The organism is Tatumella sp. JGM94 (assembly GCF_018257595.1).
GTDB classification, from domain to species: domain Bacteria; phylum Pseudomonadota; class Gammaproteobacteria; order Enterobacterales; family Enterobacteriaceae; genus Tatumella; species Tatumella punctata.
Genome location: NZ_JAERJN010000012.1, coordinates 20,515 through 36,236 on the forward strand (window position 1 = coordinate 20,515; position 15,722 = coordinate 36,236).

Below are 15,722 nucleotides of genomic sequence, written 5' to 3' on the forward strand. Positions count from 1 at the left end.
CGCGTGATCGGATCCTGTGGCCGCCGCCGATCTGCGGCATCAGCCCGTTTTCCGCTGACATGCTGAAGGATGGTGCGTTTTGCACTAAGCTATCGGTTAATTCTTCAGCTCCGGGTCATACGCTATGCTATCTGAACGTTTTGAACGATTTATCGATATTTTCCGTGAAGCACCTTCCGATTCTCCTCCTGAAACCATTGGCCGCTTCTACGCTTATTATCTGCGCCAGGTCTGGCCATCTTTTGCCGGGTTACTGGTGGTTGGCTTAGTCGGCGCGCTGATTGAAGTGTCGCTGTTTGGCTATCTGAGTAAGATTATCGATTTAGTGAATGCCTCAAAACCGGCGACCTTATTCACTGACCACTGGATATTACTTAGCTGGATGGGGGCTGTTGCATTGATCATCCGGCCGCTGTTTATTGGCTTGCATGATCTGTTAATCCACCAGACGATTAATCCGCGGATGACCAGTATGATACGCTGGCAGCATCATAAATATGTGCTGCGGCAGAGCCTGACCTTTTTCCAGAATGATTTTGCCGGGCGTATTGCCCAGCGAATTATGCAGACCGGTAATTCATTATGTGATTCTGCAGTACAGCTGGTGGATGCTATCTGGCACGTCTTAATCTATGCCATCACCGCCCTGGTACTGTTTGCGGCCGCAGACTGGAAATTAATGATTCCGTTAATTATCTGGATGGTAATATACGTTTCCTCATTATTATTTTTTGTCCCGAGGGTAAAACAACGTTCAGTGGTATCTTCTGAGGCCCGGTCGAAACTGATGGGTTTTATTGTTGATGGTTATACTAATATTGCGACCCTGAAGTTATTCGCCCACAGTTCACTGGAAGAAAATAAGGCCCGCGAGGCGATTCATAACCAGACCGTGAAAACGCAGCATGCCGGGCGAATGATAACCGCCATGGATGTTACGCTCTCGATACTGAATGGCGCACTGATCGTCAGTACCACCGGTATGGCGTTAATTTTATGGACTCAGTCGTTAATTTCGGTCGGCGCTATTGCACTCGCGACCGGGTTAGTGATCCGGCTGGTGAATATGTCCGGCTGGATTATGTGGGTGGTGAACGGTATTTTTGCCAATATTGGTATGGTCCAGGATGGTATGGCGACTATCTCACAACCACTGAGTGTTCAGGATAAGCCCGCAGCCCCGGAACTGAAGGTCACTGCCGGAGAAATTCACTTCGACCACCTCTCTTTCCGCTATGGTCATGGCCGGCCAATTCTGTCGGATATCGATATCACAATTAAACCCGGAGAAAAAATCGGTCTGATTGGTGCTTCCGGAGCGGGTAAATCTACCCTGGTGAACCTGTTACTGCGGATGTATGACCTGAATGAAGGCCGTATCTGTATCGACGGGCAGGATATTGCCGGGGTAACCCAGCAAAGTCTGCGTAGTCAGATTGGGATGATCACCCAGGACACCTCGTTACTGCACCGTTCTATCCGTGACAACCTGCTGTATGGCCGTCCTGATGCCAGTGATGCTGAAATCGCCGCGGCTATCCGCGGGGCGCGGGCGGAAGAATTTATACCTCAGTTGTCTGACTCCCTGGGACGGTACGGGCTGGATGCACATGTCGGTGAGCGGGGGGTAAAACTTTCCGGCGGTCAGCGGCAGCGTATTGCGATTGCCAGGGTACTGCTGAAAAATGCCCCGATTCTGATTATGGACGAAGCGACTTCGGCACTGGATTCAGAAGTCGAAGCGGCAATTCAGGAAAGCCTGGAATCACTGATGACCGGAAAAACGGTGATAGCCATCGCCCACCGTCTATCGACCATCGCACGGATGGATCGGCTGATTGTGCTGGAACAGGGAAAAATTGCAGAAACGGGGAATCATCAGCAGTTGCTGGAAAAACAGGGCGTCTATGCGCGCTTATGGCAGCGACAAACCGGCGGTTTTGTCGGCACAGATTAACCGCCGGCGGTGACAGGCGGGGTTGCCCGCCGGTGCAGAGAAAAACAACCACGGGGTTACAGGCTGAATCTCCAGTCGGGTATACTGCCGGGATATATTTAATATTTTGCGGGTTGTTATGGAACGTTTTATCGAAAATATGATGTATGCCACTCGCTGGCTGTTAGCGCCGGTTTACTTAGGACTGTCGCTCGGGCTGCTGGCATTAACGATCAAATTCTTTCAGGAAATTGTGCATGTTCTGCCGCATATTCTCTCGGTGACCGAAAATGAACTTATCCTGTTGTTATTATCGCTGATAGATATGGCGCTGGTGGGGGGATTGCTGATTATGGTGATGCTGTCCGGCTATGAAAACTTTATCTCAGCGCTGGATATTGATGAGCATAAAGAAAAGCTGAACTGGCTGGGAAAAATGGACTCCGGCTCGCTGAAGAATAAGGTCGCGGCCTCGATTGTCGCCATCTCTTCGATTCATCTGCTCAGAGTATTTATGGAAATGAAAAGTATCGATAACAGCAAAATACTCTGGTATATCCTGTTGCACCTGACCTTTGTACTGTCAGCCTTTGTGATGGGATACCTGGATAAAATGTCACGTTATGGCAAATCAGCCCATTAGTCCTTACCGTTAACCTGATGCTGCAACGGCTCCGCTTTCTGACGGGGCCGTTTTCTTCTCTGCCAGCCTGCGGTTTGGATCCGCGGATCACCGGAACAGACTATTTTGTCGCCGGGCGGGTACCTGTCAGGGTGGGCATCACCTGCTTTATCATGCTGAAAAAATGGCGTAGCCTGGCCGGGTAATAGCTGGCCCACGGATAAGTCAGCCAGACCGGTAGTGGCGGAGCCTGCCATTCCGGCAAAGGTTCCAGTAAACGGCCTGTCGCCAGATCATCAGCCACCAGCCAGGACGATACCAGCGCGACCCCCATTCCCGCCACCGCCGCTTTTCTTACAGCATAAATGCTGTCACTGAGCAGGCGGGGACTGATGGTGATGGTCTGACTGAGTGCATGATGAGTGTGTTTCAGGGTAATTTCAGTACGATAAAAAGTGCTCAGGGAAAGCCACGGAAGGGCCGCCAGATGGTCGAGTGTTTCCAGCGGCGGTACACTGGCCAGCAATTGTGGTGTGGCAACCAGACTGCGGGGGACTTCGGCGATTTGAATCGCGACTAAATCCGGGTCACTGAGCGCACCGACCTGGATAGCACAGTCAATATTTTCGGCCACAAAATCAGGGGTACGATCATTCAGCATCCACTCGATATTCAGGGCCGGGGACTGTTGTAACCAGTCAACCAGTGGCGCAATCATCTGGTCCTGACCAAAGGCATGGGGAGCCCGCACCCGCAGTGTACCCACCGGTTCATCGTGGCTGTTAGTCAGTTCATCTTCCAGCGCATACCAGTTACCCACCAGCTGCCGGGCCCTGCGGTAACAGCGTTCCCCGTCATCGGTAAGTTTCAGTGCGTGGGTTGAGCGCATAATCAGTTTCTGGCCGAGCATATTTTCTAATGCCTGTAACCGGCGGCTGACCGTTGGCTGACTGACCGAAAGCTGCCGTGCACAGGCCGATAAACTGCCACTTTCCACAATCCTGATAAAGGTTTGCATCAATTCAATGCGGTCAATACTGCCGGACGAGACGACTTTCATACGTACCACGCATAACAGATTTGTGTAATCCGAGTCTACCATGCATTAAAGAGTTCAGGTTTACTTAACTCAACCCTGATACGGAGAAAGAATAATGTCAGCAATTGAGCAGACCACAAACGATGAACACCTTTCAGCCCCGCTACTGTTTACCCTGGCCGCCGGTGCCGGGCTAAGTGTTGCTGCTATTTATTACAGCCAGCCAATGCTGGGACTGATGGGAAAACAGTTTAATGCGACTACCGCCCAGTCGGGACTGATCCCGATGCTGACTCAGGCAGGTTACGCACTGGGGATCCTGTTGCTGACGCCACTGGGGGATCGCTTTGATCGTCGTAAGCTGATCGCCGTGAAAGGATTATTACTGGTTGCGGCACTGATACTCTGTGCGGTTGCACCGGGACTGAATTTATTACTGGTCGCGAGCTTGCTGACCGGGCTGGCGGCGACCATGGCACAGGATATTGTCCCGGCATCGGCGGCTCTGGCACCGGAACGCAGCCGCGGGAAAACCGTCGGCACGGTAATGACCGGGCTACTCACCGGGATCCTGTTATCACGGGTAGTCAGCGGGATTATCGGTGAATATCTGGGCTGGCGGAGTCTGTATTTTATTGCTGCGGCATCGGTATTATTGATTACTCTGGCACTATGGCGGGTATTACCGGTTTTTCGTCCATCGGCAGCGGTTCCCTGGACTTCACTGATGCGCTCCCTCTGGAAGCTGTGGCATCAACACGCGACACTGCGGCGTGCTGCGATTGCGCAAGGTCTGTTATCTGTCGCTTTCAGTGCTTTCTGGTCAACGCTGGCGCTGATGCTGTATCAGGATTTTGGTCTGGACAGTGCGGTGGCGGGGGCATTCGGTCTGGCAGGGGCCGCGGGCGCCCTGGCAGCACCTTTAGCCGGGGGAATGGCGGACCGTATTGGTCCTGCCCGCGTCACTCAGTTAGGTGCCGGACTGGTTATTTTTGCGTTCGGGCTGATGCTGCTGATGCCGTTATTCCCGGCAGAAGGGAAGCTGGGGATAATTGTTGTCAGTGCCATTATTTTTGACCTCGGGATCCAGGCATCACTGGTCGCCCATCAGACCCTGGTCTTCCGGCTGGCGCCGGAAGCACGCAGCCGCCTGAATGCACTGCTATTTACGGTCGTATTTATCGGTATGGCGGCCGGTTCCGCCCTCGGAAGCCTGGCACTGACCCACGGGGGCTGGAATGGTGTCGTGATCCTGTCAGTGATTGCGGCGGTGCTGGCTCTGGTGGTGCGTTTATGCAGCCGCCACCTGCATAACTAATATTAGTACCGGGAGGCGCTGCTCCCGGTATTGCCTTTCTTACTGATTTACTGACTGACCGCGGGGTGCTGTTACCGGCCATTAAATGAAAATGAGTATCATTTAATTTACTCGCTGTGATTCTCAATGCTAATATGCCGGGCAATAATTCATCAGCGGGGCCTCTTCCGTCTTTACCGGCAACTTTCCCTATGAACAGTCTTTCGTCTGAAATCAATCAGCGCTCATTTTTAGTCGCGGATTTTCGTGAATTCGGCAGCCGCTATGGGATTGATTATCGTTTTCCCGGCGGTGACGATACTACCGAACTGGTCAGAGGGCGGGTGGAAGAGTGGCGACTGTCATCCGGGATGAGTGTGACCCATTCTGACTTACAAATCCTGCATCCCTATGAGTCAACATCGGCGGGCAGTTCTCCCCTGTATATGCTGGTGGTACTGGAAGGCCATGTGGATTTACAACTGAATGGTCAGCCCGTCAGCCTGTCAGCAGGTAGGGTGCTGAGTACCCCGCTGGGAAAAACGTCGGTTCTCTCTGCCCGTCATCATAAAGATCAGCGGCTAATCACTCTTTCCCTCGGATTTAGCCCGGTTTCCTCCCCGCCACAGTCTCCGCTGGCAAGGGTATTGAAAAGCGGGCCACGCACCGGTACCCCGTTTACGGTCTGGCATTTGCCCGACTCTCTGCTGGCCAGTATGCGCTTTGCTATCGGTTATCAGTCGACGGCCGCTGCCCGTGAACTGATGCTGGAAGGACTGATGCTGCAGTTACTGGGGACGATGATAACGCCCCCCGACTGGCAGCAGAATACACGAACCTTGCCCGGTGAACGTCACCGGCTGGAAGTTGTTCGTCAGTTACTGGCCTCCAGTCCGGAAAAAAACCATTCTCTCGAATCCCTGGCAAAAACAGCAGCCATGAGCAGCAGCAGTCTGCGGACTAAATTCCGTCAGGCTTATGGTGATTCTGTTTTTAACTATTTACGTGATTGTCGCCTGGCACTGGCCAGACGTTATCTGCAGCAGGGCTACAGTGTACAGCAGGCAGCATGGATGTCTGGCTACCAGCATGCTACTAACTTTTCCACTGCCTTTCGGCGTCGCTATGGTATCAGCCCCAGTCATCTGTGCAGCAGCCCCGCGTCACGTATATGACCGGTGCGCCTGCCGTCTGTCTTTTGTCGTTTTTCATACACAACATGTCACCTGGCATAGGCGTCATCCTGTTGAAAAACGTAATAATAGCAGCCTGAAAATCAATAAATTACGGTAATACTTTTTATGGCAAGGCAGATGAAAAAAACCGCTCCGGGGCTCTGTGGTTACCGGCTGGCAGTGAGTACAGCATTGATGCTGTCATCGCCGTTATGGGCAGCGACAGAGACGCTGGTGGTGACTGCCAGCGGGGAAGCGGGCGGGCAACAAAATACCGTCGCGCCGTATATCAACAGTGCGACGAAATCGGCAGTGCCGGAAACCCGGACCCCTCAGACGGTTGACTCAATCAGCCAGCAACAAATCGGCATGCGCCATGGGAATTCCCTGAACGAAATTTTACGCTATGACGCGGGGGTGGCTTCCGAAATGCGCGGCTCCACTACCTATATGAGTGAATATAAAATCCGCGGTTTTGCGGCAGACCATGAATATTATGATGGTCTGGCACTCCCCTATAATGTGGTCGGCAATACCAAAGCGTTTATCGACCCGTTACTGATTGACCGCGTGGATATTCTGAAAGGTCCGTCATCCGTATTATATGGCAATGCCTCACCCGGCGGACTGGTCAATATCGTAGGGAAAAAACCCCTGTCACACAGCAGTACCCGTCTTGGTGTGACTACCGGTAACCGGGGGCTGAAAGAAGGCTATCTGGACTCGACCGGGCCTATTGCTGACAGCAACTGGAATTACCGTCTGGCAGGGAAAGGCAGTGAAGGCCGTGATCAGCCGGTCACTACCAAACATGAAAGCTATCTGATAGCACCTTCCGTGAGCTGGCAGCCTGATTCAGATACCCGCCTTACGCTGGATGCGTTGTATGAGAATCAACCCGGGCTGACACCGTCAAATCCTTTACCACTGGCTTACCTGCGCAGCGGTTATGCGTCACGCCGCTCATATGCCGGTGACCGCTGGAATGGGTTTAAACAACGGCAGGGGATGATCGGCTACAGTTTTGAACATCAGTTTAATAGTGGCTGGGGTGTGGTACAGCGGGCCCGTTATTTTACCCTGAACAGTCACCAGCGCAGCATTTACGCCACCGGCACCGACACCAGTGACACACAACTGTCACGCTTTGGCTATACCACAGATGAAAGCGTTGACAGTATTAACCTTGATAATCAGCTGACCAAAACCCTGGAATGGGCAGGCTGGCAGCATCATCTGCTGGCCGGTTTTGATTATCAGCACCTTAACTCTGATATGACCTGGCGTTATGCCACCCGTAACCCCGGCATTAATATGCTCAACCCCGATTATGATCAGGTAACAACAGATAATGCGGGGCTGTATACCTCGACGAATAACCGGCTCAGTTTTCACCAGAGCGGTTATTATCTCCAGGACCAAATGACGCGGGGTGGCCTGAATGTGCTGGCCAGTCTGCGTTATGACGATTATCAGTCATCGACGACCGATTACCTGAGCGGGGGCAGTAAATCATCGATTGACCAGCATAAACTGACTAAACGGCTCGGTGTTCTGTATCAGTTCAGTAACGGCCTGGCACCTTATCTCAGTTATTCAGAAGGTTTCCTGCCGGTAGCGCCGCAGGGCACCCTGACGGCCAGCCAGGCAAAAGCGACTACCAGTAAACAACTGGAAGGCGGGGTAAAATATTTACTGTCTGAGTATGCGACTACACTGACCGCATCGGTCTTTGAGATCAGACAAAAAAATGTGCTGACGACTGACTATACCTACACTGCCGGCGGGTTACTGAATTATCGTCAAACCGGTGAAGTCAGGTCCGACGGGGCAGAACTCAGTATTGTCAGCCGCCCGCAGGACAATATGACGCTGATTGCCAGCTATGCCTATACCGATGCGGTAAATAAGAAAGATGACCTCTACCAGGGCAAACGGGTGACGCAGGTTCCGCAAAACAGCCTCAATCTGTGGGGAGACTACACCTTTGAGCAGGGCATTTTTAACGGACTGATGCTGGGGGCTGGTATGCGTTATTACGGTAAAAGTGAAATCACTCCGGACAATGCGTTACCTGCGATTGGCGGTAATACGCAGTATGACCTGGCGGTCAGCTACGATATGGGGGTATTAAGTCAGTCACTGCAAGGGCTGACACTGAAAGCCGGTGCCCAGAACCTGACCAATAAAATGACCTATACCTGTTACAGTAGCAGCTATTGCTGGATAGGACGGGATCGCAGCTGGCAGATAGGCGCTGACTATCGTTTCTGAATCTACCGTACTGCGGTAATGGCGGCCCGGCCGGTGAGCCCGACAGTGGCCGTCAGGTTATTGCAGTGCGTACTTTTTTACTTTATCGAACAGTGTACTTTTTGCGATCCCCAGAGCTTCTGCCGCCTGGGAAACATTACCGTGATGTTTGCTGAGTTCGGAAATAATTAAATCTCTTTCGAAATGCTCAACCAGCTGCGGTAATGTCAGCACTGTCTCGGAGCTGTGACGCCCGGCTTCCCCGGTCATACCGAGGACACAACGTTCGGCTTCATTCCTCAGTTCACGCACATTTCCGGGCCAGGACCAGGTCAGGTAGTTCTGCATTTTTATTACATCAATTACCGGTACCTCACGGCCAAAGGTTGTGGCTGCGGTTTCGGAAAAATATTTAAATAACAGAGGAATATCTTCACGGCGCTCACGCAGTGGCGGGATAGGCAGTTCAATGACATTCAGGCGGAAATTAAGGTCAGCACGGAATTGTCCCTGTTCTGCCAGCAATCCCAAATCGGCTTTGGTGGCACTGATCACCCGGATATCCACAGGAATCGCCTGATTGGAACCGAGTCGCTCAATCATTCGCTCCTGCAGTACACGCAACAGCTTGATTTGCATAGCCATCGGCATACTTTCAATTTCGTCGAGAAACAGCGTCCCGCCCTGAGCATATTCAATTTTACCAATCCGTTTCTGGGTTGCTCCGGAAAATGCGCCGCGTTCGTGGCCAAAAATCTCGCTGTCGAACAGCGTCTCCGGCAGACCACCACAGTTGAGGGCGACGAAATTACCGGGCCTGCCACTGAGGTCATGAATACAGCGGGCAAGCAGCTCTTTACCGGTACCGGTTTCACCATGGATCAAGACATTCGCGGGCGTTGCTGCGATATTCCTCACAGTTTCACGCAACTCACACATCGGTTGTGCATGGCCGATAAAACGACTATCCAGGTCACTGACATGGGCCAGTTTCTGGCGCAGTTTCTCAACTTCCAGTGTCAGTTTTCTCTTTTCCAGCGCACGGCGTACTTGCTGGATTAATACCTGGGGTGAAAAGGGCTTAGGCAGAAAGTCGTAGGCACCGCTGCGCATAGCTTCGACCGCCGTCATAATATCGCCGTGACCGGTGATCATAATCACCGGAACCTGAGGAGCGACGGACTGCATTTGCTGCAGAAAATCCATACCACTGAGGCCCGGCAGGCGTAAATCAGTCACCACCACGCCGCTAAAACCGGGGGGCAACATTTTCTGTGCCTCCTCAACTGAGCCGGCTCCGGCGGCGGGGATATCTTCAATCTCCAGCGACTGAATACAGCTGGTGCGCACGGACTCATCGTCCTCGATAATTAATACATGGTAATCAGCCAATGAGATTCTCCTGCTGTGCCGGACTGAGCTGCAATCGGATGGTAAATCTGGCCCCGCCGCTGGCCAGGTTATCGGCGCTCAGGCTGCCATGAAAGCTTCTGATAATATCTGCCGAAATGGCCAGCCCCAGTCCGAGTCCGGTGGTTTTTTTGGTCGTAAAAAAGGGTTCAAAAATATGTTCGATAATCCCGGCGGCCAGCCCCGGACCGTTATCGGAAACCTCAATAATCGCTTCTGAAAAGAAACGGAATAAGCGCACCGAAATTTCCGGGGATGGCCGGTTATCCAGGACATCAATCGCATTCGCCAGCAGGTTTACCAACACCTGTTCGAGACGTAAGCCGTTGCATTGCGCATAAATTTCGTCACACGGAAACACTTTGTGCAGCGTAATATGTTTCTTTTCCAGCCGGTGTTTCAGCAGCATCATCACATTATCGATACAGTGGCTGAGGCGTACCTGGCTGATGCTCTCATCGGAGGGCCTGGCGAAAGAACGCAGCTGGCCGGTCAGCACGCCAATACGGTCAACCAGTGCTGAGATCCGGGTCAGATTTTCACCGGTGGCTTTCAGGTTGCCGCGTTGCAGAAAAATAAGCGTATTCTCAGAATAGGCGCGGATAGCAGCCAGTGGCTGATTAATCTCATGGGCCAGTCCGGCAGAGAGCTGGCCGATAACTGCCAGTTTTTCTGTACGAATCAGCTCCTTTTGCAGATTCCGCTCCCGTTCTTCAAAGCCGAGCCGTTCGGTAATTTCTTTTTCCAGCTCCAGATTTTTGGTCCGGAGTTCACGGCTTCTCTCTGCGACCAGCACTTCCAGCTGACTATAAGCATCCCTGATCGCGTTGTTATTCTCGGCAATCTTACGGACCAGTTTCATACGCTGGCTGACAAAATAACCGAAGAAAATAATTGAACTGAGTATGCTGTCGATTAACGCAATACGCAGCCAGATATCGCGGTAAACCGGCGTTGCCGGCAACATACCGGTTAAATACATACTGGTACCGGGGATCGGCGCCCGGGCGGCCAGATAATGCTGACCGGCAATCGTCATAAGCGTGAAACCTGCCGGATGCCGGTCAGCACGGACTTCCGGCAGCGGAGTGATCTTATAACCGCCAAATTGCCGTGTATTCACTGCGGTTTGTAAGTCTTCGGCTTCCGCAATCCCCAGAGTATGGTATTTCCAGCCCGGGATATTCGAAGCAATGATTATCCCGCTGGCATCTGACAGGGCCAGTGGTTCACTGAGCGGCGCATCGGCGACGAATAAATGGTCCATATTAATTTTCAGTGCCAGCACCCCGATATCTTTTCCTCCGGCCGTCATCCGGGTCGAGAGGTAGTAGCCGGGCATATTTTCTGTGGTGCCGACCGCATAGAATGCCATCACATGATCACTCACTGCCTGGCGAAAATAGGGCCGGAAAGAAATATCGTGCCCGCGCAGTGCATTCGGCCCGCAAGACTGCTCTGAGGCGATGATAATGCCCGCTTGTGAGGCCAGGAAAACCTGACCGGCACCAATCACCTGACTGATATTTCTGAGTTTCTGACTGATGACGGTATAGGGTACGCGTTGCGGAGTGAGGAGATAATTTTGCAGGTCACTGTCCATTGCCAGGGTCAGTGGCAGATAGCGGTATTTATCCAGATTACGTTCGAACGTATTTATTTTACTTTTCAGGCTTCGCTGAATCTGTGCCTCGGTTTTAGCCAGCGCTCGCGGCAGAAGACAGAGGTAACTCAGCCAGTCAGTCAGCAATACCGCAAGGATAATACTCGCGGCCAGTAACAGACTATGACGCGAAAAGTTAAAAAAACCACTGGCGGGGGGGATTTTGTTTTCTTTCTGAAACATTGCTCATTTTCCTGCTTTACTGATTGTATCGCGGGGATCCGGGCGGCAGCACTTCTTCTGACGACCGGATCCGGATCAGTGTTTCAGAGTAAGGCCGCGCCTTAATAAATATTAAGAAGCACGATAGTCAGTACTGCCATCACTAAGCGCGACACCGCATAACCTACCGTATAGCCGATGGCCGGAACGCTGCTTTGGGCCGCATCCTGAATTGCGCCGAGGGCTGCCGTGGTGGAACGGGCGCCGGCACAGACACCAAATAAAATTCCCGGATGAAAGCGGAAAACGTAACGTCCTAATATCAATCCAAGGATCAGGGGAACCAGTGTAACAATGATCCCGCAGATAAATAAGGGCAACCCGTAATGTTTAAGTCCGCCAATAAATCCTGATGCGGCATTAATCCCGACAATGGCAATAAAACCATTCAGACCCAGATTATTTAATAACCAGATAGCCGGATTGGCTATTTTACCAAAAGTCCGTTTGACCGAACGGATATAACCGCAAATAACCCCTGCAACAATGGCACCAACATTGGTACCGAGGCTAAGCGGAATGCCGCCCACATGGATAGTAATGGCACCAATCAGGCAGCCAATGGCAATACCGGCACACATAAACATTAAATCAGAGGTATTGCTGTTACGGTCAGCATAACCGGTTTTTGCGGCCAGGGCGGCGACATCTTTGCCTTCACCTTTGACGGTCAGTACATCGCCGGGTTTCAGGGCTAAATCCATATCCAGCGGCAGTGTTTCATCGGCACGGGTGACGGAAAGCAGAAAAATACCATGGCCGGGACGGCTGAACTCGGTATAGACCAGCTCGCCGAGGGTTTTACCGCGTGCCGCCTGTTTACTGAGGACAATATCCAGTTTCTCAGTGGCAAAATTAAGCAGGTTAATATCGGCACTTTCCGGACCAATCAGCGACTGACTGGCGACAATATCCTGCAGGCTGCCGGAGGCAATAATTTCCGCGCCCTGAGTCAGCAGGGTATCGGCTTCGCACTGTGTCACCGGACCTTGTGGCTGATAACGAATACGGCGGATAAATACTTTATGTCCCAGCATATCTTCTGCCTGCGCGACCGTTTTTTGGTCAAAATCGGGGTTTTGCACAGTCAGTGCTCTGGCGACATGGGCAATGTACGCAGAATCTTTAATTTCCTGGTGGCGGCTATGCGTTTTTTCGTAGTCACGGCAGGCTTCGGGCAGGTTAATTCCCATCAGTCTGGGGCCCAGGGTTGCCAGGAACCAGGCAGAACCGGCGGTACCAAACGGATAGGTAACCGCATAGGCGACCGGCAGTAATGCAGCCGCAGCCGCGGCATTCTGGGACATCACACTGGACGCTACACCCAGCACCGTCGAGTTAGTATATCCCCCGGACAGTAACCCTGCGGTCAGCGCGCTGTCATAGTGGAAGATTTTGCCTAACAGAATGGCGGTTCCCAGTCCTGACAGACAGATAATTACCGTAAACACTACCTGAGGCAGACCGTCACTTTTCAGGGCACGAATAAATTCCGGGCCCACCGCATAACCGACGGCGAACAGGAACATATCAAAAAACGTCGATTGCATGACCGGGGAAATATGTAAGTCGAGCTGACCTATCAGTAGTCCGGCAATTAATGTACTGGTGACCACCCCAAGACTGAATTTTCCGAAGGTAAAGGTACCAAACCATGCGCCTAATGCGAGGGTCAGGTAAATCGCAATATCGGGATTCTCATGCAGAGTGGAAATAAAGAAGTTCATGATTTTCTCCTGATGGAAAAAAGGGGCGGGTAAACGCCCCTGAAATACTGTCCCTGAAATAAACCTCAGTCGGGGAATTAATAGTGAGGTTTATAAAGCATCTCTTCGATCCAGCTGCGGATATTCGCCGGACGTTCAGCCTGTGCCAGTCCGCTGTCAAACATGTATTCGACAATACGGGTTGCGGTGGTGATTTCGGTCTCCAGAATATTGTCCTGGCTCGGATACAGCATGCCTTTTTTCTGCATGTCGGCGGTCACCTGCTCAGCGGTTGCATGAGCGGCCACAATAAAGCATTCATCGTTTAGTAGCAGCGGTCTGGCGGCGTAGGTTGCCAGGCCAATGGCCGGGTAAATGTAGAAATTATTTGCCTGGCCGGGCAGGAAGGTTTTGCCGTCCATATCAAATTCCGGGAACTGGACACCGGCCGCAAACAGGGCTTTACCTCCGGACCAGGTATATGCCTGCTCAGCTGTACATTCCACTTTGCTGGTGGGATTAGACAGAGCAAAAATAATTGGCCGCGGATTAATTTCACTCATTTTTTCTACCACCTCACGGGTAAAGGCACCGGCGCTGGTACTGACACCAAACAGAATGGTCGGTTTGAAATCTTCAATCACCTGCACTAAATCACGGGAAGGTTTCGCATCCAGAGCAAACTTCTGTTGTTCCGGACTCAGATCCTGACGGGAGGTTTCGATAAGACCGTTGATATCCATGTAGGCAATGCGTGAACGGGCTTGTTCTTCTGACAGGCCCAGGTCACGCAGCTCTGCACAAATCAGTTTACCGATACCGATACCGGCAGAACCTGCGCCGTAGAACAGCACCCGTTGTTCTGTCAGGGTGGAACCGGTGATGTTCATCGCGCTGGCGATACCGGCCAGTGCAACGCTGGCGGTGCCCTGAATATCATCGTTGTAGCACAGCACTTTATCTTTATAGCGGTCCAGATAACGGATCGCATCAGTGCCTTTCCAGTCTTCAAAATGAATACAACAACCAGGGAACACCGTCTGAACTGCCTGCACAAACTCTTCGGTCAGTTCGTTCAGTTCCTGCTCGCTGACAGGTGCTTCGCGGGTACCCAGATACAGCGGATCAGCACGCAGTTTTTCGTTAGTGGTACCGATATCGAACAGTACCGGCAGTAAACATTCCGGAGGAACAGCAGCACAGGCGGTATACAGTTGCAGTTTACCGATAGGGATCCCCATGCCGTTCGCCCCGATATCGCCCAGGCCAAGAATACGTCCGCCGGTAGAGACACAGATAAATCGAACATCTTTGACTGGCCAGTTTTTCAGTACTTCGGCCATACGGCCTTTCATATGGCGGGTAATGTACATACCGCGCGGACGACGATAGATATGGCCAAACTCCAGGCAGGCGTCGGCAACGATTGGATCGTACAGGATCGGAATGAAGCGTTTCGGATCGGACATAACGGTTTTATAGAAGACGACCTCATTACGTTCTTCAAGGCCAATCAGATAGATATAACGTTCCAGGTCGTCTTTTTTGCTGTCCAGATGATTCAGTACGCGCTGAACCTGCAGGTCAAGTGATTCTATGGACGGTGGCAGTAACCCTTCCAGATGTTTACTTTTACGTTCCTGCTCGCTGAATGCAGTGCCTTTATTCCCTGCTGCGTTATGCAGTAAATCCATGCCTGAAAGGGAAATTGTTTCCATAGTCATGATATAGCTCCTGTAAACAATAGAATAAAACCAGTGAAATAACGCGTTTGCTAATCCTGGTTATCTATTGCAACGGGCGTGCCAATGGCTGATAAATTTTATCTTGATGAAATTAATGGTTTTTTTATTTTGCGTCTTGCAGCAAAGGACGGATTTCCGGAAATTAAGGCTTTCTGACGGCGGGATAATCGGCGGTGTTTATTTTTTATATCTGGCAGCAGGTTAAATTAATGTATAAGTAAGGTACTATAAGTTAATTTCAGGCGTATTTTTTTAGCATACTTATAAGTTTTCACCTGAACCGGAAATAGAAAACTTATTTTATGTTTCATTTCTGAGATTATTTTTTCTGTTTTTCAGCCCCGGCAGAATAAAACAGTCTGCTATTAAGACTCTCTGGCCGCCTGTCGGTGGGTACAGCGCTCTCCGGCTATTTTTATCCATGTAATTTGTCCGGTTTTCCGTCCCTGTGCTGTATTGCTGAAAAAACGTGCGGGCTTGTCAGGCACCGCACAGCAGATAAACAGCGTAAAACACCCTCTGGAACAAAATTTCATTAATCGAAATATAAAATTCTGTTGTAATTGTTTACCAGAAGATGGCATTTGCTGTTAATTTCGGTGATTTTCTGACTATTCAGGATCTCAGCCGTGTCTTAAAGAATGGTGTACCGGT

Annotated in this window: 10 protein-coding genes; 5 read left to right on the forward strand and 5 right to left on the reverse strand. The window is 51.4% G+C overall.

Annotated features, from left to right (window positions below; translation table 11 throughout):
- Nucleotides 1–124: 124 nt before the first annotated feature.
- Together JK216_RS09850 and JK216_RS09855 are read left to right on the forward strand one after the other, a co-directional pair.
- Nucleotides 125–1,957 carry an ABC transporter ATP-binding protein gene (locus tag JK216_RS09850; RefSeq protein ID WP_212711618.1) on the forward strand — a complete coding sequence of 611 codons (1,833 nt, stop codon included), beginning with the start codon at nt 125–127 and terminating at the stop codon, nt 1,955–1,957.
- Nucleotides 1,958–2,075: 118 nt separating this feature from the next.
- Nucleotides 2,076–2,579, forward strand: coding sequence for a TIGR00645 family protein (locus JK216_RS09855; protein WP_212708669.1), 504 nt, complete (start codon nt 2,076–2,078; stop codon nt 2,577–2,579).
- Nucleotides 2,580–2,679: 100 nt separating this feature from the next.
- Here the strand turns inward: JK216_RS09855 and JK216_RS09860 are convergent, their stop codons facing one another.
- On the reverse strand, nt 2,680–3,618 hold the full coding sequence (locus JK216_RS09860; RefSeq protein WP_212708670.1) for a LysR family transcriptional regulator: 939 nt from the start codon (nt 3,616–3,618) through the stop codon (nt 2,680–2,682).
- 94 nt (nt 3,619–3,712) lie between these two features.
- Between JK216_RS09860 and JK216_RS09865 the strand changes: the two genes are divergently transcribed.
- The 3 genes from JK216_RS09865 to JK216_RS09875 all read left to right on the forward strand — a co-directional run bounded on the left by JK216_RS09865 (nt 3,713) and on the right by JK216_RS09875 (nt 8,343).
- On the forward strand, nt 3,713–4,915 hold the full coding sequence (locus JK216_RS09865; RefSeq protein ID WP_212708671.1) for an MFS transporter: 1,203 nt from the start codon (nt 3,713–3,715) through the stop codon (nt 4,913–4,915).
- A 191-nt stretch (nt 4,916–5,106) separates the two neighbouring features.
- Entirely contained in the window at nt 5,107–6,069 is a 963-nt protein-coding gene (locus JK216_RS09870; protein ID WP_212710507.1) for a helix-turn-helix transcriptional regulator, read from the forward strand.
- A gap of 138 nt (nt 6,070–6,207) precedes the next feature.
- Complete coding sequence (locus tag JK216_RS09875; protein WP_212711617.1) at nt 6,208–8,343, forward strand: TonB-dependent siderophore receptor; 2,136 nt, start codon at nt 6,208–6,210, stop codon at nt 8,341–8,343.
- Between the two features lie 57 nt (nt 8,344–8,400).
- On the opposite strand, the gene JK216_RS09880 is transcribed toward JK216_RS09875, so the two are convergent.
- The 4 genes from JK216_RS09880 to JK216_RS09895 all read right to left on the reverse strand — a co-directional run bounded on the left by JK216_RS09880 (nt 8,401) and on the right by JK216_RS09895 (nt 15,047).
- A complete protein-coding gene (locus tag JK216_RS09880; RefSeq protein ID WP_249213096.1) occupies nt 8,401–9,714 on the reverse strand; it encodes a sigma-54 dependent transcriptional regulator in 1,314 nt (437 codons plus the stop codon).
- A complete protein-coding gene (locus tag JK216_RS09885; RefSeq protein WP_212708673.1) occupies nt 9,707–11,578 on the reverse strand; it encodes an ATP-binding protein in 1,872 nt (623 codons plus the stop codon). Before JK216_RS09885 ends, JK216_RS09880 begins: the two co-directional genes overlap by 8 nt.
- A gap of 101 nt (nt 11,579–11,679) precedes the next feature.
- Nucleotides 11,680–13,344 carry a hypothetical protein gene (locus JK216_RS09890; RefSeq protein WP_212708674.1) on the reverse strand — a complete coding sequence of 555 codons (1,665 nt, stop codon included), beginning with the start codon at nt 13,342–13,344 and terminating at the stop codon, nt 11,680–11,682.
- Between the two features lie 77 nt (nt 13,345–13,421).
- Nucleotides 13,422–15,047, reverse strand: a complete 1,626-nt coding sequence (locus JK216_RS09895; protein ID WP_212711616.1) for an NAD-dependent malic enzyme — start codon at nt 15,045–15,047, stop codon at nt 13,422–13,424.
- Nucleotides 15,048–15,722: the final 675 nt, after the last annotated feature.

Coding starts and splice junctions, on each gene's coding strand:
- JK216_RS09850 (WP_212711618.1), top strand. CDS start 125: ATGCTATCTGAACGTTTTGAACGATTTATCGATATTTTCCGTGAAGCA.
- JK216_RS09855 (WP_212708669.1), top strand. CDS start 2,076: ATGGAACGTTTTATCGAAAATATGATGTATGCCACTCGCTGGCTGTTA.
- JK216_RS09860 (WP_212708670.1), bottom strand. CDS start 3,618: ATGAAAGTCGTCTCGTCCGGCAGTATTGACCGCATTGAATTGATGCAA.
- JK216_RS09865 (WP_212708671.1), top strand. CDS start 3,713: ATGTCAGCAATTGAGCAGACCACAAACGATGAACACCTTTCAGCCCCG.
- JK216_RS09870 (WP_212710507.1), top strand. CDS start 5,107: ATGAACAGTCTTTCGTCTGAAATCAATCAGCGCTCATTTTTAGTCGCG.
- JK216_RS09875 (WP_212711617.1), top strand. CDS start 6,208: ATGAAAAAAACCGCTCCGGGGCTCTGTGGTTACCGGCTGGCAGTGAGT.
- JK216_RS09885 (WP_212708673.1), bottom strand. CDS start 11,578: ATGTTTCAGAAAGAAAACAAAATCCCCCCCGCCAGTGGTTTTTTTAAC.
- JK216_RS09890 (WP_212708674.1), bottom strand. CDS start 13,344: ATGAACTTCTTTATTTCCACTCTGCATGAGAATCCCGATATTGCGATT.
- JK216_RS09895 (WP_212711616.1), bottom strand. CDS start 15,047: ATGACTATGGAAACAATTTCCCTTTCAGGCATGGATTTACTGCATAAC.